Source organism: Pseudomonas sp. UBA5666 (assembly GCF_002420785.1).
In the GTDB taxonomy this organism is placed as follows: domain Bacteria; phylum Pseudomonadota; class Gammaproteobacteria; order Pseudomonadales; family Pseudomonadaceae; genus Aquipseudomonas; species Aquipseudomonas fulva.
The window spans coordinates 25791-44288 of record NZ_DIIQ01000033.1 but is presented as its reverse complement, the minus strand read 5'-3'; the positions used below and the strand labels follow the sequence as shown (position 1 = coordinate 44288).

Below are 18498 nucleotides of genomic sequence, written 5' to 3'. Positions count from 1 at the left end.
GCCACCGAGGCAGCGCCGGAGCCTGCCGCGCCCACCCCCGCGCACGTGCACCCCATCGCGCCGGACGACGAGGCCTGGGCCCAGACCGCCCAGGCCTTGGACGAGCTCGACCTGGACAAGGAACTGGAGCGCCTGGAGCGCCGCCACGCGCCCGTACAGGTGCGTGAGGCCGATCAGGCGTCCATGCTGCAGGCACGGCGTCACGAGGAGGACGCGGACGAACACCTGGACGAAGTGTTCGGCACTGCAGCAGGCGAGCCGTTTGAACCGGAACAGGCTGCTGCTGCCCCCGTACTCGAGCCTGCTCCCCAGGCAGATTCGCGGCGCGAGGCGCGTACCGAGCCGACCTTCACCGCCGGCCTGGACGCAGACGCAGAAGATGAGCCGCCGCTGGGCAGCATCGTGACGGATGAGGATGAGCCAAAACTGGGAGCGCCACTGCGACCCGAAGACGATGACGAGGTGTCGATTGCCGGCCTCACCGCGCACGACGACGAACCCTTGGCAACCAGCCTGCGCGCCGACGATGAACACGACGAAGCGCCGTTGCCCATGGGGCGCATGGAGCCTGAGGTCACTGACAAGGCCGAACGCCCAAGGCGCAAGGAACCCTTGGTGGATGTGGTGGACGACCCGCTGCAACTGGGCTGGGAGAAGCCGGCCCCGGCCTGGGGCAAGCGCCTGCTGTGGGGTGGGTTGACGCTGATCGCTGCTGCCATGCTCGCCTTGCAGTACGTCTGGTTCCATTTCGACGAGCTGTCCCGACAGGACCAGTACCGCCCGCTGTTCGAGCAGGTGTGTCCGGCCGTGGGCTGCCAGGTCCCCTCTCGTGTCGATGTGAACCGGATCAAGAGCAGCAACCTGGTGGTGCGCAGCCATCCGGACTTCAAAGGTGCGCTGATCGTGGACGCCATCATCTATAACCGTGCCCCCTTCGCCCAACCCTTTCCACTGCTCGAACTGCGCTTCTCGGACCTCAATGGCCAGCTGATCGCCAGTCGCCGTTTCAAGCCGGCCGAATACCTGTCCGGGGAGCTGGCCGGACGCGGCGAAATGCCCAGCCAGACGCCAATCCACATCGCGCTGGATATTCTTGACCCAGGTCAGCGAGCGGTGAACTACAGCCTGAGCTTCCGCTCGCCGGAATAAACCCTGACGGCCAACCCGGTACGCTGCCGCTGCGCCGGCCATGATGCCGCTTGTCCGGGGTCTGACGACCCGGAGCCCAGGGTGCAGGGGCGGCAACCCTCAGTTGTTCAGATTTTATCCAAATCCATCTTTATCCGGTCATCCAGAGCGGGTATCATGCCAACCCTTTTTCGAACCTCAAGATTCGGCCCCACAACAGGGAACACCTATGTCGGCGGTACGCATCGGCCCTTATACACTGCGCAATAACCTGATCCTCGCACCCATGGCTGGGGTCACGGACCAGCCGTTCCGAACACTTTGCCAGCGCATGGGCGCAGGCATGGTGGTGTCGGAAATGGTCTCCAGCGACCTGTCCCTGTGGAACAGCCGCAAGTCGAGCCTGCGCCGCATCCACGAAGGAGATCCCGAGCCGCGCTCGGTCCAGATCGCCGGGGGCGACGCACAGATGATGGCGGCGGCTGCACAGGCCAATGTCGCCGCGGGCGCCCAGATCATCGATATCAACATGGGCTGCCCGGCAAAAAAAGTCTGCAACAAGGCGGCAGGCTCTGCTTTATTGAGAGATGAAGCCTTGGTCAGCGACATTCTGCGGGCCGTCGTGGGCGCCGTGGATGTTCCGGTGACGCTGAAGATCCGCACCGGCTGGGACCGGGCCAACAAGAATGGCCTGAACGTGGCGAAAATAGCCGAACAGGCTGGCATCCAGGCGCTTGCGGTGCATGGCCGCACACGCGCCGACCTGTACACCGGTGAAGCCGAATACGACACCATCGCCGCTATCAAGCAAGCGGTGTCCATTCCGGTCTTCGCCAACGGCGACATTACCTCGCCGCAAAAGGCCAAGGCAGTGCTCGACGCCACGGGCGTCGATGGCCTGCTGATCGGCCGGGCCGCTCAAGGCCGGCCCTGGATCTTTCGCGAGATCGAGCATTACCTGCGCACTGGCGAGCAGTTGCCAGCGCCGCAGCTGGACGAGGTGGAACGCATCCTGCTGGAGCACCTGGCCGCCCTGCACGCCTTCTACGGCGATGTCATGGGTGTGCGGATCGCCCGCAAGCACGTGGGCTGGTACCTGGCGACACGACCCGGCGGCAAGGAGTTTCGCTCCCGGTTCAACGCTTTGGAAGACACACAAGCGCAGTGCGCCAACGTTCGCGCGTTTTTCAGTGAACGTCGACAGAGCCTTGAGACAGAGGACGGACAAGGGGTGGCCGCATGACGATGATGACCGAAACATTTGTGAGTGGAACAACGCCCGTGAGCGACAACGCCAACCTGAAACAGCACCTGAACACGCCGAGCGAAGAGGGCCAGACCCTTCGCGACAGCGTCGAGAAGGCGCTGCACAACTACTTCGCCCACCTCGAAGGCGCGACCGTCACGGACGTGTACAACCTGGTGCTCTCCGAAGTCGAGGCGCCGCTGCTTGAAAGCGTGATGAGCTATGTGAAGGGCAACCAGACCAAAGCCAGCGAGATGCTCGGGTTGAACCGAGGCACGCTGCGCAAGAAGCTCAAGCAATACGACTTGCTGTAAGCCAGAATCCCGATCGAAAAAGGCGCCTGTCTCAACACAGACGCCTTTTTTGCTGACTCCACCGCGTTATTGGAACCCGAAATGACCGACCAGACTACCCGCCTGCCAGTCCGCCGCGCCCTGATCAGCGTCTCCGACAAGACCGGTATCCTCGAATTTGCCCGTGAGCTGCAACAGCTCGGCGTCGAGATACTGTCCACCGGCGGCACCTACAAGCTGCTCAAGGACAACGGTGTCAACGCGGTGGAAGTGGCCGACTACACCGGCTTCGCCGAAATGATGGATGGCCGGGTCAAGACCCTGCACCCGATGATCCATGGCGGCATCCTCGGTCGCCGCGGCACCGACGACGCGATCATGAACGAGCACGGGATCAAGCCCATCGACCTGGTGGCGGTCAACCTGTACCCCTTCGAAGCCACGATCTCCAAGCCTGGCTGCGACCTGCCTACCGCCATCGAGAACATCGACATCGGCGGCCCGACCATGGTCCGCTCGGCTGCCAAGAACCACAAGGACGTGGCCATCGTGGTCAACGCCGGTGACTACGCCAGCGTCGTCGAGGGCCTGAAGGCCGGCGGCCTGACCTACGCCCAGCGCTTCGACCTGATGCTCAAGGCCTTCGAGCACACCGCAGCCTATGACGGCATGATCGCCAACTACATGGGCACCGTGGACCAGGCCAAGGAAACCCTGAGCACCGAAGCACGCGGCGACTTCCCGCGCACCTTCAACACCCAGTTCGTCAAGGCCCAGGAAATGCGCTACGGCGAGAACCCGCACCAGCGTGCGGCGTTCTACGTGGAAGCCAAGAAAGGCGAAGCCAGCATTTCCACTGCCGTGCAGCTGCAAGGCAAGGAGCTGTCCTTCAACAACGTGGCCGACACCGACGCGGCGCTCGAGTGCGTCAAGAGCTTCGTCAAGCCGGCCTGCGTCATCGTCAAGCATGCCAACCCGTGTGGCGTGGCCGTGGTGCCTGAAGACGAAGGCGGTATCCGCAAAGCCTACGACCTGGCCTACGCCACCGACACCGAATCGGCCTTCGGCGGCATCATTGCCTTCAACCGCGAATTGGACGGCGAAACCGCCAAGGCCATCGTCGAGCGCCAGTTCGTCGAGGTGATCATCGCACCGAAGATCTCCCAGGCTGCCCGCGATGTGGTTGCAGCCAAGCAGAACGTGCGCCTGCTCGAATGTGGCGAGTGGCCAGCTGAGCGGGCTGCCGGCTGGGACTTCAAGCGAGTCAACGGCGGGCTGCTGGTCCAGAGCCGTGACATCGGCATGATCACGGCCGATGACCTGAAGATCGTCACCCAGCGTGCACCGACCGAGCAAGAGATCCACGACCTGGTGTTCGCCTGGAAAGTGGCCAAGTTCGTCAAATCCAACGCCATCGTCTATGCCAAGCAGCGCCAGACCATCGGCGTGGGCGCGGGCCAGATGAGCCGTGTCAACTCCGCCCGTATCGCCGCCATCAAGGCCGAGCATGCCGGCTTGCAGGTGCAGGGTGCCGTCATGGCCTCGGACGCCTTCTTCCCGTTCCGTGACGGCATCGACAATGCGGCCAAGGTCGGCATCAGCGCGGTCATCCAGCCAGGTGGCTCGATGCGTGACGCCGAGGTGATCGCTGCCGCTGATGAAGCCGGTATCGCCATGGTGTTCACCGGCATGCGCCACTTCCGCCACTGATTCACGGCAATCGGCCGCACCCAGGTAGGCAACTGCCGCGGTGCGACCTGGCACAGCGAGAGGCAGGGCCTCTCGCTCGACAGATCTAGAGGTTTTGACATGAAAGTTTTGATCATCGGCAGCGGCGGCCGTGAGCACGCCCTGGCCTGGAAAGTCGCCCAGGACCCACGCGTCGAAAAAGTCTTCGTGGCCCCGGGCAACGCTGGCACCGCCATCGAGGCCAAGTGCGAGAACGTCGCGATCGACGTCTGCGCCCTGGAGCAACTGGCTGATTTTGCCGAGAAGAACGTCGACCTGACCATCGTCGGCCCGGAAGCGCCCCTGGTCATCGGTGTGGTCGACCTGTTCCGCAGCCGTGGCCTGGACTGCTTCGGTCCGACCCAGGGCGCTGCCCAGCTGGAAGGGTCCAAGGCGTTCACCAAGGATTTCCTGGCCCGCCACAAGATCCCGACGGCCGACTACCAGAACTTCACCGAAATCGAACCGGCCCTGGCGTACCTGCAGGAAAAAGGCGCGCCGATCGTCATCAAGGCCGATGGCCTGGCCGCTGGCAAGGGCGTGATCGTCGCCATGACCTTGGCAGAAGCCGAAGCCGCCGTGCGTGACATGCTCGCGGGCAATGCCTTTGGGGAAGCGGGTTCACGCGTGGTCATCGAGGAATTTCTCGATGGCGAGGAAGCCAGCTTCATCGTCATGGTCGACGGCCACAACGTGCTGCCCATGGCCACCAGCCAGGACCACAAGCGCGTCGGCAACCAGGACAGCGGCCCGAACACGGGCGGCATGGGTGCCTACTCCCCTGCCCCGGTAGTCACTGACGACGTGCACCAGCGGGTCATGGACCAGGTGATCTGGCCGACCGTGCGCGGCATGGCCGAGGAAGGCAATGTCTACACCGGGTTCCTGTATGCTGGCCTGATGATCGACAAGGCGGGCAACCCCAAGGTCATCGAATTCAACTGCCGCTTCGGCGACCCGGAAACCCAGCCGATCATGCTGCGCCTGGAATCGAGCCTGGTGCTGCTCATCGAAGCGGCCTTTGCCAAGGCCCTGGACAAGGTCGAAGCGCAGTGGGACCCACGCCCCAGCCTGGGCGTGGTGCTGGCCGCAGGCGGCTACCCGGGTGACTACGCCAAGGGCGCAGCCATTTCGGGCCTGGAGGCGGCTGCGAAGCTCGAAGGCAAGGTATTCCATGCAGGCACTGCCTTGAAGGACGGTGACGTGGTGACCGCTGGGGGTCGCGTGCTGTGCGCCACCGCCATGGGTGAAACCGTCGAGTCCGCCCAGCAGCAAGCCTATCGCCTGGCCGAGCAGATCACCTGGGACGGCAGCTTCTACCGTACCGATATCGGCTACCGGGCCATTGCCCGGGAACGTGGCGAGCAATAACCGCTTCACCGCTGTAATGTCGAGGCGCCCGGGCCAGTGCAGCCGGGCGCACGGCAACCGTCTTGTCGGCGTGCCCGCGGGCCTTGCCTTCAACTCGGCACGCCGCGCATAGTTAGCACCCCGCACATGGGCCAAGAAGGGATTTCGTAGTGCGCCGGCTCCGGATTGCCTCAGCGTTGATCGTCAGCTTGCTGACCCTGATCTGCATGCTCCCCGCGATGGCGGAACATGACAGTGGCTGGGCCCTGCTGCTCGACGAACAAGGCAACCTGCAACTGAGCGACGTGCGCTCGGACCGTTATCGCAACCAGTTCAGCCCGCTGGAGCTGGCAGAACTCGATGCGGCGCCCCCCGACCAGGCCCTGTGGCTGCATTATCGGCTAGAGCCTGGTGAGCAGGAACAATTGCTGCGCGTCTTCGCACCTGATCTGTCGGGTCTGGACCTGTATGCGCTGCAAGGCGACAAGCTGATACGCCACCTGCATCACGGCCGCCAAGCCGGCAGTGCCAACCCCACATTGCGCGGCAGCGACCACGTGCTGCCGTTGCCCAACAGCAAGCAAGGCCTGGATATCTACCTGCGCCTGGTATCGGAACACCAACTGCGCCCGGCCATCAGCCTGGAGCCTGCTGCGCGAGCCGCCGCCAACCAGACCCAGCCGTTGCTGTTCGGCATGCTGTTCGGTGGCCTGGTGATGCTGATCCTGCATAACCTGATTCGCTTCATCTACAGCCGCTCGAGCACTGCGCTGATCCTGGCGTTCTACCATGGCCTGATGTTGCTCAGTGGCCTGATCCTGCTGAACCTCAGCGGCCCATGGTGGCATGTGTGGTACAGCGCCCAGACGCCAGCGGCGTACCTTACGCTGGTACTGGCGGGGCTGGCTGGGCTGTATTTCACCCAGCACTTCTTCGCACCGCGCAACACGCCGCGCCTTAACCGGCTGTTGAGCGGCGAGATGCTGCTGGTGGGAGTGAGCGGGATCGTGCTGCTGTTCATCGATACCTTGCCGCTCAATCTCATGACCTATGCCTTGATGGCACTGGGCAGCGTCACGATGCTGGTGGTCAGCAGCTACCATTGGTACCGAGGTTACGCACCGGCCCGTTTGTTCGGTCTGGCGATGATCATCTTCAACGTTGGCGGGCTGGTGCTGCTGCCTGCCCTGCTTGGGCTTACGCGCACCTCCACGCCTTGGTTGCTGTGCATTCTGTTGGGGCTGGCGGTGGCGAGCGGGCTGCTGTTGAACCTGGCGGTCAGCGACCGGCTGCGGCGTATCAACGAAGAGCGCTTCAGTGTCAGCCGCGCCTTGGCGGCCAGTGACGCCGAAATCAACGCCAAGGCCGAGTTTCTGGCCAAGATCAGCCACGAAATACGTACCCCCATGAATGGCGTGCTGGGCATGACCGAACTGCTGCTGGGCACGCCGTTATCGGTCAAGCAGCGCGATTACGTCCAGACCATTCACAGCGCGGGCAACGAGTTGCTCACATTGATCAACGAGATACTCGATATCTCCAAGCTCGAGTCCCGCCAGATCGAACTCGACGACGTCCAGTTCGACCTCAACGCGCTGATCGAAGACTGTTTGAACATCTTCAGGGCCAAGGCCGAGCAGCAGAACATCGAGCTGATCAGCTTCACCCAGCCCCAGGTGCCCCGCGTGGTCAGTGGCGACCCCACCCGCTTGCGTCAGGCGCTGTCGAGCCTGATGGAAAACGCACTGAAGAACACCGGCCAGGGGGAAATCCTGCTCGTCGTTGCACTGGACCAGCGCGGCGAGGTGCCCCGCTTGCGCATCGCCGTACAGGACAGCGGCGACCCCTTGCCGGCAGCCGATCGCGAGGCGCTGTTGCAGGCAGAACTGCACAGCAGGCATTTCCTGTCCAGCAATCGACTGGGCGGCCACCTGGGGCTGGTGATCGCCAAGCAGCTGATTGGCCTTATGCATGGGGAATTCGGCATCAAGAGCAGCACCGGCACCGGCAATACCTTGTGGCTGAACTTGCCGCTGGACCCAGCCTGCCTCGAGCAACCTCCGACCGACCTGGACGGACCGCTGCGCGACGCGCGGGTACTGGTGGTGGACGACAACGACACGTGCCGCAAGGTGCTGGTCCAACAGTGCAGCGCCTGGGGCATGAATGTCAGCGCAGTGCCTTCGGGCAAGGAGGCCCTGGCCCTATTGCGTACCAAGGCTCATCTTCGCGATTACTTCGACGCGGTGCTCCTGGACCAGAACATGCCCGGCATGACCGGCATGCAACTGGCCGCCAAGATCAAGGAAGACCCCAGCCTCAATCACGACATTCTGGTGGTCATGCTGACCGGTATCAGCAACGCGCCCAGCAAGGTCATCGCTCGCAACGCCGGGATCAAGCGGATCTTGGCCAAACCGGTGGCTGGCTACACACTCAAGACCACCCTGGCCGAAGAACTGGCTCAACGCGGCCGCGAGCAGGCGCTGCCGGCGGCTGCACCCGGCCAGCCCCAGGCGCTCGACCTGCCCCCGCATTTCAGCGTGCTGGTCGCAGAGGACAACACCATTTCGACCAAGGTCATCCGCGGTATGCTCGGCAAGCTGAGCCTGCAGCCCGATACCGCGTCCAACGGCGAAGAAGCTCTTGAAGCGATGAAAGCCAAGCGCTATGACTTGGTGCTCATGGATTGCGAAATGCCAGTTCTGGATGGTTTCTCGGCAACCAGGCGCCTGCGCGAATGGGAAGCCGCCAACCAGCGCGCGCACACGCCCGTCGTTGCGCTGACCGCGCATATCCTTGCCGAGCACAAGGACCGTGCCAAGCAAGCCGGCATGGACGGCCACATGGCCAAGCCCGTCGAATTGTCGCAACTGCGAGAGTTGATTCAATACTGGGCCAGCCAGCAGCCGGCCAATGCCGATCAGGGCATGGGTCCGGACGGCAGCTCGCCGCGCAACTAGAGCACCAAATCCCTGATGACGCGCTCGGCCGTTCGCGCAACACTGGCCTCTGCCCGGCGCCGATAATCCTCACGAAATCCTTGCAGATTGAAATGGATCACTTCCAGTCGAAGGTCTCTCACACTGATTCCGTTGCTCGCGCCCATGAACAGGAAGTCGCTGGCGCTTTTTTCCATCGAGACATCCATGTGCAGCAGCACCATGTCGATGAAGCCATTGGACTGCTGGGCGCAGGGCAATAACTGCACACGCGCTTGAGTGCCCACGATCGAATGGGCGCTGAACAGTTTCAGAGCCTTGTCATCACGACGTAAGGCCTCCAGCGCCTGGTTGGCCGCTTCGCCCAGACGGGCAGAGCCCGCTTGGCTGATGTGCTCGATTGCCTGCGCAGCGAGGCTGCCCCGGTCAGGCCCCGGCCGCCGCCCTGCTGGCGCCAGCTTGCCATCGAAGCCCAGGGCAGCGAGGTTGCGCCAGTAATTCCTGAACCAGTCAGGTTCAAGACCGTCTTTCAAATCCCCCCATGCCACCTGCTGAGCAAAGGCGTTGGCCAGCAGTATGTCTGAACGTGCTTGCGGGCATACGCCTGGCAAAAAGACCAGCACACTGCTGTGTACCAGCTGGCCGGCGATCGATGATGCGTCGGTGTTAGTCATGGTTCGGCTCCTGCACGCTGATTTCGCTGCGATGAAGGGCGAGCTTGGCCTGAAGTTTTTTTGCAAGCCCCGGCCCAATGAGGTTCATACGCCTGGAATCGATCAAGTACTGCCCCTGGAACTGCCAGCACGCCTGCACCGCCTGAGGGTCGAACAGTTGCCAGAGCCAGTCAGAATCAAGCGGCTCTCGACTCCCCAGGCTCAATTGAGTGCTGATGATGGAATAGTCAGGCAGCACCAGCCGAACCTCGGCATGCGCGTGGTGCAGGCAGGTGTCGCCAAGGGGTTCGCCAAGGTCACAGCGCCCCCCTATCCGGTTATCACATGTTTCACTGCTTGCGCAGGCTTCCAGGCACTGCGCGACAGCTTCGCGAAGGTGGTGAGGCGTAGCCTGGAGAAGGCTGTCGCAAAGCATGGTCCAAGGCCTGAAAGCGGCAACCGGCACCATGGGTGTCGTTTGCGACCGTAGCGTGGCTAGCGTGCAGCCGAAACCGCTCTGCACACGTATGTATTCCTTGAGCCAGCTGTCCCCATCAACCCCTGAGACATCGCCATTGCACGCGGCGAGGTAGGCCGCCAGCTGGATATTGAGCATGTCGAGCCTGCAGGACTCGCTGATGGTCTTGTCGACGAGCACCAGGCTGTTGCCATTGCGCCACACGCTGTAGTTATTTGACATTGATGCACCCTCCAGGCTCACCGAAGCCAAGGCTCCGGTGAGCCATACCGACAGGTTAGATTTCGAGGGCCAGCAACACTTCCAGGGCGTTGTCGTCGAGCTTGGTTTCAACAACGGCGCGTACTTTCTCGTACTGGCGCTGATCAAGGTTCAGCACGGCACCGCAGGCATAGTTGGTGGTGCCGCTGCTCTCCCATTTGGCCAACAGGTAGTTGGCTTTCTTGTCAGGCTTGGCATCGGTCTGGACTGCGCTCACCATCATGGCGACTTGGCCAGCACCGGTCTGCTCACACTTGTTCAGGCTCAGGCTGTTGCGGTCATCCTCCACGGACTTGCGGTCCAGCAGTTCGACATTCTTGGTGCTGGCAGCCAGTGCGGAAACGACGGTCTTGCCCAACCCTTCCAGCGCCGAGGCCACGTCACCAGTAAAGGCGCCATAGGCAGCTTGCAGCCCCTTGCCAACCAGGTTGCTGATTTCCAGGTGCCTGTCGCTCTGGGTAATGCGCTGAACATCAACGCGCGTGGGTGTCCAGCCCATCTTCGACATCAGGAACACGTACTGGTTGAACCAGGCCTGGGTTTCCTGGATCGGGTGGTGCTGCTTGTTGGCGCCTTGGGTAGCCAGGGCGTGGCAGGCCTTGGCCGCAGTACGGTTGGCCTCGCTCATGGTGTCGGGGAACACGAACAGGTTCATGTCAGGCAAGACTTGCAGTTCAAGGTTTTCTTTGTTGGTGGTCATGTCAAAGGCTCCAGTTAGGTCCGGTCGAAACCAGGTGGCTTCGGCCTTGAACCTAACCGCTCGACGCTGCTCATCCTGCGCCGAAACGCTTCCCCCTCGGATCGAGCTACCGTGCTTCAGGGCTTGGCGCCATACCACCGCGGCGTGTAGACCCACTGCCCACCATTTGGGCGTTCGAACGTGCACGTGGTCGATGAGCCCACCAGCACCATGGTGCGCATATCGACCATTTCTGGCACCAGTTGGGCCAAAGAGACGACGCGCAAAGTCTGACCCGGCCTACCAATGTCACGGCCAAGGACTACAGGTGTATCAGCACCACGGTGCCGGCGTACGACGTCCAGCGCGGTCCCAAGTTGGTGCGGCCGTGCTTTGGAAATCGGATTGTAGAAGGCCAGCACCAGATCGGCCTGGGCAGCGAGGTCCAGGCGTTTCTCGATGATCGACCAGGGCTTGAGATTGTCCGACAGCGACATCACGCAGAAGTCATGTCCCAGCGGCGCGCCAGCCTGTGCAGCCGTTGCCAAGGAGGCCGATACACCAGGCAGTATCTCCAGGTCGACAGCGTGCCAGGCAGCGTCCGTGGACGCGTGCAACGCCTCGAGCACCGCAGCGGCCATGGCGAATACGCCTGGGTCCCCCGATGACACCACCACCACCGAACGGCCACGCGCGGCCAGTTCGAATGCGTGCCGGGCGCGCTGCATCTCCTCACGGTTGTCGGTGCAGTGCAGCACCTGATCGTCCCGGAACGGCCCTGCCATTCGTACATAGGTTTCGTAGCCCAGCACATCCTCGGCCCGGGCCAGCTCAGCCTTGACCGCTGGCACCATCAGCTCCGCTGCGCCTGGCCCCAGACCGATGACCGCCAGCCGCCCGCGGCGACGGCCAACCTGAGCCACTTCGATCGGCGCAGGTGCCACGGCGATGACCACCTCACCCTGGCACTGCAACCGCGCATCGGGCAGTGCAGCGCCCACCATGCCAGCCACATCGTCGGGCCTTGCGGCAAAGCGCAATTCGACACCCAGCGCCTGCGCGGCAGCCTGCAACCGGGTGTCCGCCATGGCCCGCTCATCGGCCAGCACGCAGGCCAGTGACGCCTGCGCAATACCGGCCTGCTGCAGCGCGTCACGAATCATCTGCAAATCGCCGCTTGCGACACCGACCACGACGGAGCGGGGATGAATCAACAGCTCGTCTCGGCTGGCGGGACGCGCCAGATGGCCTACATGGATGGTGCGCTGCGCGGCATCACTGGCAGGCAACTGTGCCTGCGCCAGCCACGGCGCCTGACCCTCGATGCGAACCGGCTCCCCGGCCAGCAGGTCGGAAACGAAGCGCTTGCCTTGTTCCAGGTCCGCCAAGGCGTAACCTTGGGGCGGGTTGAGCAGGCACGTACCAAAGCGCAACTCGCCGCTGGTGGTGATGGCCGCTGACACACCCAGCGCCGAGGCCATGTCCCGTGCCATCTGGTTGACGCCACTGAGGCCACCGAGCAGGGGCACCACGGCGCTGCCGTCTTCTGCCACGGCCAGCACCGGCGGCTCGCTGCCCTTCTCCCCCAACAGGCTGGCCAGGCTGCGGATCACGATACCCGCAGCGCACAAGGCAATGATCGGCGTACCGCGCTGGTAAAGGCTGCGCAGCAGATCGCCAAAGGCGTTGTAATCCTGGTCTGCACCCTGAACGCGCCCTTGCAGGCCGTGAATCGTGGCCTGGGCGTAGACCTGCTGAAGGCAACGGGCAGTGGCCAGGCTGCCCTGTCCCAGGATGACGATGGCCGGTGCTACCTGCGTGTTCAGCCCTGCCATTTTTCCCCCGGCACGATGATCAGCGAAAAATACGGCGAGGACTGTGGGTCAACCTGGTCCAGCGGTACGATTTTCTGGTTGGCCATGGTGGCGCGTTCCACATACAGCGCACGCGCGTGCAGGCCCAGCTCACCGAGCACCTGCCGCACCTTGGGGAAATTGCGCCCCAGTTTCATGATGACGGCCGCATCGGCGTCGGCCAGGCGGCGCTTGAGTTCTTCGGCCGGCAAGACGCCAGAGAGCACCGACAGGCTCTGGTTGCGATAGACCAGCGGTGCACCCAGCACCGAGGCTCCACCGAGCATGGAGCACACGCCAGGAATCACTTGCGCTTCGTAGCGCTGTGCCAGGCGGTCGTGCAGGTACATGTAGGAGCCATAGAAGAACGGGTCACCCTCGCAGATCACCGCCACATCACGCCCTGCGTCCAGGTGTTCGGCCACCTGTACGCTGGCTTCGTCATAGAAATCGCTGATCACCTGCTCGTAGGACAGGGGGGCGGGCAAGGCTTCGGTGGTCACCGGATAGACCAGCGGCAGCAGCGTCTGCTCGGGTTGCAGGTGCGCTTCGATGATGCCGAATGCGTTGCCGCGCTTGCCCTTGGCGACGAAGTAGCCGACCACGGGCGACTCGCGCAGCAGGCGCAGGGCTTTGAGCGTGATCAGTTCAGGGTCACCCGGCCCTACGCCAAGGCCGATCAGGCGTCCACGCGGGGCCATCACTCCACCTCCGTGGCCAGGGCATTCACGGCCGCGGCGGCCATGGCACTACCGCCCAGCCGCCCCTGCATGATCACGAAGGGCACGCCACGGCTGTCGGCCGCCAGCATGGCCTTGGATTCGGCAGCGCCAACGAAGCCGACGGGAAACCCCAGGATGAGCGCTGGGCGCGGCGCGCCGGCATCGAGCATTTCCAACAGGTAGAACAACGCCGTCGGCGCGTTGCCGATCACCACCACGCTGCCTTCAAGGTGTGGGCGCCACAGCTCCAGGGCAACGGCGGAGCGGGTGTTGCCAGCGGCCTTGGCAAGGTCCGGTACGCTCGGGTCGCGCAAGGTGCAGATCACCGGGTTGTTCGCCGGCAGTCGTGCCCGGGTGATGCCCTCGGCGACCATGTGCGCATCGCACAGGATCGGTGCGCCACGTAGCAAGGCCTGGCGGCCCGCCTGGCCGGCGCCTTCGGAGAATTGCAGGCCATCGATCGCATCGACCATGCCGCAGGCATGGATCACGCGCACCGCAAGCTTTTCGAGGTCTGCGGGAATCCGCTCAAGTCGGGCTTCCTCACGAATGATCCGGAAGGAATTGCGATAGATCTCCTGACCATCGCGGATGTAGTCAATCATCAAGGTGCTCCGTCGGCAGGTCGAGCATGGCGCCTGCTTCATTCAAGGTAATGTCAGTGGCGCGCAGGGCGCCGAACCCCGGCAGGCGGGGATCACGCTGGTAAAGATCGTAGCGCCCGGGCGCGCAGGCCAGCAGCGTGGCCGGGGCGGTGTGGGCCAGGGCACAGGACCGGGGGCAGCCAGTAAGATGCACGCTGGCAGGCGCCCCGGGGCCCAATAATGCGGCCAATGCCACGGCGTCGGCCTTCGTCTCGCTCAAGGCCTTGGCACAGCCGCTGGCGCCGGTGCAGGCGCTGATGCGCACCAGGGGCTCGGCCGCGTGGCAGAGCAGCCCGACCGTCATCAGGCTGCGCTGCGCCTGGTCGAGGCCGCCGGGCGCCAGGTTGGGCAGCACCAGGCTCTGCCAGGGGGTCAAGCGCAGGCTGCTGTCGCCCTGTTCACGCGCGACACGCGCCGCTTCACGCAGCATGGCCGGGGTAAGCCGCCCCAGTGGCGGGGCCACGCCCAGCGCAACCCCACGCCGCTGAGGCAGTGCCCCCAGCCACGTCACCGGGCGAACCGGTCGGCGCCAGCCCAGCACGGTGGGGTCTTGGCGCAACGCCACGCCAAGCCCACCGATGAAATCGGCTGCCGTGCAGGCCTGCAGCACATGCCGCATGCGCGACTGGGTTGGGGTGGCCAGGTCCAGAAAACGTTCGAGCACGGCGCGCACCAGGGTCAGGCCTTGGCTGAACGGCACCGCACCCAGTACGTCACCCTCACCAAGGCTGCCGGCCAGGCCGAATGCGAGCCAGGGCCGCTGCTCAAGCTCAAGCACCGAAAGCCACAGGTCGTGCGGGTGATCGAGCATGGCCAGGCGTTCACCAGCATCGAGCTGAAGGGCGAACTTGGCCGACAACGCGTGAAAGCGTGGCGTGCCCTCGAGCAGGTCGAGGATCTGCCCTGCCAGCGGCCTGACGTCCAGCACCCCCGCTGGGTCAAGCCCGGCCAGGGGGCTGAGCATCAGGTTGCGAACATCGTCGCCGGCCGCTTCACGCGGGCCCAGCCCAGCGGCGAGCAGCGCCGCTACCAGGCCCGGGTGATCAGGCCCCACGCCACGGATCTGCAGGTTGCCCCGGTTGGTGGCCTCGATCACACCGCCTGCGAAGCGCTCGGCGGCGCTGGCGACGGCCTCGGCCTGCTGGGCCAGCAACACCCCGCCCGGCAGCTTGATCCGGCAGATGCCGCCATCCAGGGCGCTGACGATGCGCCACAACCCCGGGCAAGCCGAGGGGCGAGGCGAACTGTAGGAAGCGTGAGGTGGCATCGCTGAGGTGTCCGGCAATCCGTGAAACTGCGCTTGAGTGGAGAAGGCGCGGTATTATGCCTGCTTTGGCCGCCCGCATGAAAAGCCGGTGGTCGAGCATCTTTCGGGTAAAGGCACAATTGGGCGTGCTGCACACGCACGAACTCTAGAGGTATCAATGGCACCCTGGCTGACGGTAGTAGGCATCGGCGAAGACGGTTTCAGCGGTCTGGGCAAACAAGCTCGCCGAGCGCTGCTCAGTGGCGCGCGGATTTTCGGCAGCCCCCGCCAGCTGGCCCTGCTGCCGCGTTGCGTGACCGGCGAACGGCTGCACTGGCCGAGCCCTTTTTCGCTCGCGCCCGTGCTTGCGCTGCGTGGCGCGCCTGTGTGCGTGCTGGCCAGTGGCGACCCGATGTTCTATGGGGTGGGCGCCAGCCTGGCGCGCCAGGTGCCTGCCCACGAGATGCAGGTGCTGTCGATGCCCTCCTCGTGCGCCCTGGCGGCTGCGCGCCTGGGTTGGGCGCTGCAGGACGTGCAGGTGGTGTCGCTGGTGGCAAGGCCTCTGGCCGCACTCAACGCGCACCTGCATGGTGGGCTGCGTCTGCTGGTATTGAGCAACGATGGAGACAGCCCGGCGGCAATTGCAGCGTTGTTACGCGAACGGGGTTTCGGCCCCAGCCGCCTGTGGGTCTTCGAACACTTGGGTGGCGAGGCTCAGGGCCAGTTGCACGGGCATGCATCCACGTGGCAGCACGGGCAAACGGCCGCGCTCAACCTGGTGGCCATCGAATGCGTGGCAGCGCCCGAAGCGCCGCGCCTGCACCGTCTGGCAGGCCTGCCCGATGACGCCTACCGGCATGACGGCCAACTGACCAAGCGCGATGTGCGCGCCATCACCCTGGGCCGGCTGGCCCCGGAGCCTGGGCAACTGCTTTGGGACGTGGGCGCGGGCTGCGGCTCGATCGGCATCGAATGGATGCGTGCACACCCGGCATGCCGCGCAGTGGCCATCGAGGCCGACGAGGGCCGTCAGGGGTTGATCGAGTACAACCGCGATGCCTTGGGCGTGCCTGGTCTGCACCTGGTGCGCGGCAAAGCCCCCATGGCACTGGACGGGCTGGAACCCCCGCATGCGGTGTTCATTGGTGGCGGAGTCACCCGTCCAGGGGTTCTAGCCCACTGCTGGTCCAGCTTGCGCCCAGGCGGACGGCTGGTGGCCAACGCCGTGACGGTACAAAGCGAACTGGCCCTGGCCCACTTCAAGGAGCAGCACGGCGGCGAACTGACCCGCATCCATGTTGCCCATGCCCAGCCCCTGGGTGCCTTCGATACCTGGCGCCAAGCATTGCCCATCACCTTGCTCGACGTGGTCAAGCCGGCCGATGCGTGAAGAAACCCGCGAACAGGCCGCCCCGCTGCGCAGTGGCCTGACCACTGGCAGCTGCGCCACCGCGACCAGCCTGGCGGCAGCGCGTCTGCTGCTCACCGGTGCAGACAGCGACGCGGTGAGCATCACCCTGCCCAAGGGCAAGGTGGTGCAGATGCGCCTTGAGTTCTGCCGGCTGGTCGACGATTACGCCGAAGCAGGCACCCTCAAGGACGCCGGCGACGACCCGGACGTGACCCACGGTGCACTGCTGTTCAGCCAGGTACGCCTGCGTGTCCAGCCCGGTGTGCACTTCGTCGCGGGCGCAGGCGTGGGCACCGTGACCCGGCCGGGGCTGGTTCTGGCAGTGGGCGAACCGGCCATCAACCCGGTGCCACGGCGCATGATCACGGACCACCTGCAGGGCCTGGCCGTCGAATGCGGCTACACCGGCGGGTTCGAGGTCACCCTCAACGTGCGGGACGGTGAAGCCCTCGCGCTCAAGACCATGAACCCACGCCTGGGCATCCTCGGCGGCCTGTCGATCCTGGGCACCAGCGGAATCGTCCGCCCCTTCTCCTGCGCAGCCTACATTGCCTCCATCCATCAAGGTATCGATGTGGCACACACCAACGGCTACACCCACATCGCCGCGTGCACCGGCAACGCCAGTGAGGACACCATGCGTCGTGTCTACGGGCTGCCGGAAATCGCACTGATCGAGATGGGCGACTTCGTGGGCGCGGTACTCAAGCACCTGCGCAAGGTCCCGGTGCCCCGCCTGACCCTGTGCGGAGGCTTTGGCAAGATCAGCAAGCTCGCCGCCGGGCACATGGACCTGCACAGCCGTCATTCGAGCATCGACCTGCCACAGTTGGCGGGCTGGGCGGCGGCAGGCGGGGCCGATCTGGCGCTTCAGGCAGCCATCGTGGCCGCCAACACCAGCCAGCAAGCCCTGGCGCTGGCCCATAGCGCGGGTGTGCAGTTGGGTGATGCCGTGTGCCAGCATGCCCTCGCCTTCGCCCGCAGCGTCGTGCCGGCGCAGGTCAGCGTCGAGGTGGTCGCCATCGACCGCCAGGGCGGCATCGTCGGCCGGGCGGGTCAGCCATGAACGCGCGCATTCTGTTGCTCGGCGGCATTACCGAGGCGCTGGCCATCGCGCGCCTGCTGGGCCCAGACCACATCTACAGCCTGGCCGGCATCGGCCGGGTGCCCGACGACCTGCAGTGCCAGGTACGCGTGGGCGGCTTCGGAGGGACCGAGGGGCTGGCCCAGTACCTGCGTGAAAACGGCATCACACTGCTGGTCGATGCCACCCACCCCTATGCCGCTCGTATCAGCGCCAACGCGGCCAGCGCCGCGCAGCGTGTCGGGATTCCTTGCTGGGCCCTGCACCGTCCAGCCTGGCAGGCACAAGCGGGGGATGACTGGCGAGAAGTGGAAGACTGGCCGGCGCTGATGCAGGGCATTGGGCCTTATGCCCGACCGCTGTTCACCCTGGGTCGGGAACCCCTGCAACACCTGGACGCCATCCCGGATGGCCAGTTCTGGACCCTGCGCGCCTTGCAGGCCTGCCCTGGCAATGCGCGCTGCGAGGTGATCGGTGCACGCGGGCCTTTCGACCTGGACCAGGAACGTGCGCTGTTCATCGACCGGCGCATCGACGTTCTGATCAGCAAGAACAGCGGCAGCGTCGCCACCGAACCCAAGCTGGAGGTAGCCCGCGCGCTGGGTCTGCCGGTGTTCATTCTCAAGCGCCCGACATTGCCGATCACCGATCGGACGTTCCATGCCCTGCCGGAACTGGTAGCGGCCTTGTTTGCTTAGTGGCGAAAGCCCCTTGCATCGCGCCTAGTGGGGTTGGACTCCTACACACCCTTAGGCTTTTTCCGAGCGCCCGCAAGTGGCC

General features: G+C 64.5%; 16 protein-coding genes. 9 read left to right on the top strand and 7 right to left on the bottom strand.

Features of this window, described 5'->3' with window-relative positions:
- The 6 genes from B2Y33_RS14760 to B2Y33_RS14735 all read left to right on the top strand — a co-directional run.
- On the top strand, positions 1-1149 hold a 1149-nt coding region (locus B2Y33_RS14760; protein ID WP_288633064.1), incomplete at its 5' end, for a DUF3426 domain-containing protein.
- Positions 1150-1357: 208 nt separating this feature from the next.
- The gene (dusB, locus tag B2Y33_RS14755) at positions 1358-2371 is read left to right on the top strand and encodes a tRNA dihydrouridine synthase DusB (RefSeq protein WP_027915273.1); all 1014 of its coding nucleotides are present in this window, start codon (positions 1358-1360) and stop codon (positions 2369-2371) included.
- On the top strand, positions 2368-2688 hold the full coding sequence (gene fis / locus B2Y33_RS14750; protein ID WP_023534526.1) for a DNA-binding transcriptional regulator Fis: 321 nt from the start codon (positions 2368-2370) through the stop codon (positions 2686-2688). Before dusB ends, fis begins: the two co-directional genes overlap by 4 nt.
- 81 nt (positions 2689-2769) lie before the next feature.
- Entirely contained in the window at positions 2770-4377 is a 1608-nt protein-coding gene (gene purH / locus B2Y33_RS14745) for a bifunctional phosphoribosylaminoimidazolecarboxamide formyltransferase/IMP cyclohydrolase (RefSeq protein ID WP_027915274.1), read from the top strand.
- Between the two features lie 99 nt (positions 4378-4476).
- Positions 4477-5766: a phosphoribosylamine--glycine ligase gene (gene purD, locus B2Y33_RS14740; RefSeq protein WP_125922144.1), complete on the top strand. Its 1290-nt coding sequence runs from the start codon at positions 4477-4479 to the stop codon at positions 5764-5766.
- A gap of 149 nt (positions 5767-5915) precedes the next feature.
- Positions 5916-8708 (top strand): hybrid sensor histidine kinase/response regulator, encoded by a 2793-nt coding sequence (locus B2Y33_RS14735; protein WP_206405543.1) that lies wholly within the window; start codon positions 5916-5918, stop codon positions 8706-8708.
- Here the strand turns inward: B2Y33_RS14735 and B2Y33_RS14730 are convergent.
- The 7 genes from B2Y33_RS14730 to cobG form a co-directional block, all read right to left on the bottom strand.
- Positions 8705-9361, bottom strand: a complete 657-nt coding sequence (locus B2Y33_RS14730; protein WP_206405542.1) for a hypothetical protein — start codon at positions 9359-9361, stop codon at positions 8705-8707. The genes B2Y33_RS14735 and B2Y33_RS14730 overlap by 4 nt on opposite strands.
- Positions 9354-10040, bottom strand: a complete 687-nt coding sequence (locus tag B2Y33_RS14725) for a hypothetical protein (RefSeq protein ID WP_206405541.1) — start codon at positions 10038-10040, stop codon at positions 9354-9356. Before B2Y33_RS14725 ends, B2Y33_RS14730 begins: the two co-directional genes overlap by 8 nt.
- Positions 10041-10095: 55 nt before the next feature.
- A complete protein-coding gene (locus B2Y33_RS14720) occupies positions 10096-10779 on the bottom strand; it encodes a hypothetical protein (protein ID WP_027915277.1) in 684 nt (227 codons plus the stop codon).
- A gap of 116 nt (positions 10780-10895) precedes the next feature.
- Positions 10896-12593 (bottom strand): precorrin-3B C(17)-methyltransferase, encoded by a 1698-nt coding sequence (gene cobJ / locus B2Y33_RS14715; RefSeq protein ID WP_027915278.1) that lies wholly within the window; start codon positions 12591-12593, stop codon positions 10896-10898.
- Complete coding sequence (locus B2Y33_RS14710) at positions 12581-13312, bottom strand: precorrin-2 C(20)-methyltransferase (protein ID WP_104925741.1); 732 nt, start codon at positions 13310-13312, stop codon at positions 12581-12583. The genes cobJ and B2Y33_RS14710 overlap by 13 nt, the downstream gene beginning before the upstream one ends.
- The gene (locus tag B2Y33_RS14705) at positions 13312-13938 is read right to left on the bottom strand and encodes a precorrin-8X methylmutase (RefSeq protein ID WP_027915280.1); all 627 of its coding nucleotides are present in this window, start codon (positions 13936-13938) and stop codon (positions 13312-13314) included. The genes B2Y33_RS14710 and B2Y33_RS14705 overlap by 1 nt, the downstream gene beginning before the upstream one ends.
- Entirely contained in the window at positions 13931-15244 is a 1314-nt protein-coding gene (cobG, locus tag B2Y33_RS14700; protein WP_206405540.1) for a precorrin-3B synthase, read from the bottom strand. The genes B2Y33_RS14705 and cobG overlap by 8 nt, the downstream gene beginning before the upstream one ends.
- Positions 15245-15401: 157 nt before the next feature.
- On the opposite strand from cobG, the gene cbiE reads away from it, so the two are divergent.
- Genes cbiE through B2Y33_RS14685 form a run of 3 tightly spaced genes read left to right on the top strand, consistent with a single transcriptional unit; the run spans position 15402 to position 18416 of the window.
- On the top strand, positions 15402-16613 hold the full coding sequence (cbiE, locus tag B2Y33_RS14695) for a precorrin-6y C5,15-methyltransferase (decarboxylating) subunit CbiE (RefSeq protein ID WP_125922146.1): 1212 nt from the start codon (positions 15402-15404) through the stop codon (positions 16611-16613).
- Positions 16606-17700: a cobalt-precorrin-5B (C(1))-methyltransferase gene (locus B2Y33_RS14690; protein WP_110607096.1), complete on the top strand. Its 1095-nt coding sequence runs from the start codon at positions 16606-16608 to the stop codon at positions 17698-17700. Before cbiE ends, B2Y33_RS14690 begins: the two co-directional genes overlap by 8 nt.
- Positions 17697-18416: a cobalt-precorrin-6A reductase gene (locus B2Y33_RS14685; protein ID WP_027915284.1), complete on the top strand. Its 720-nt coding sequence runs from the start codon at positions 17697-17699 to the stop codon at positions 18414-18416. The genes B2Y33_RS14690 and B2Y33_RS14685 overlap by 4 nt, the downstream gene beginning before the upstream one ends.
- The last annotated feature ends 82 nt before the right edge of the window (positions 18417-18498 follow it).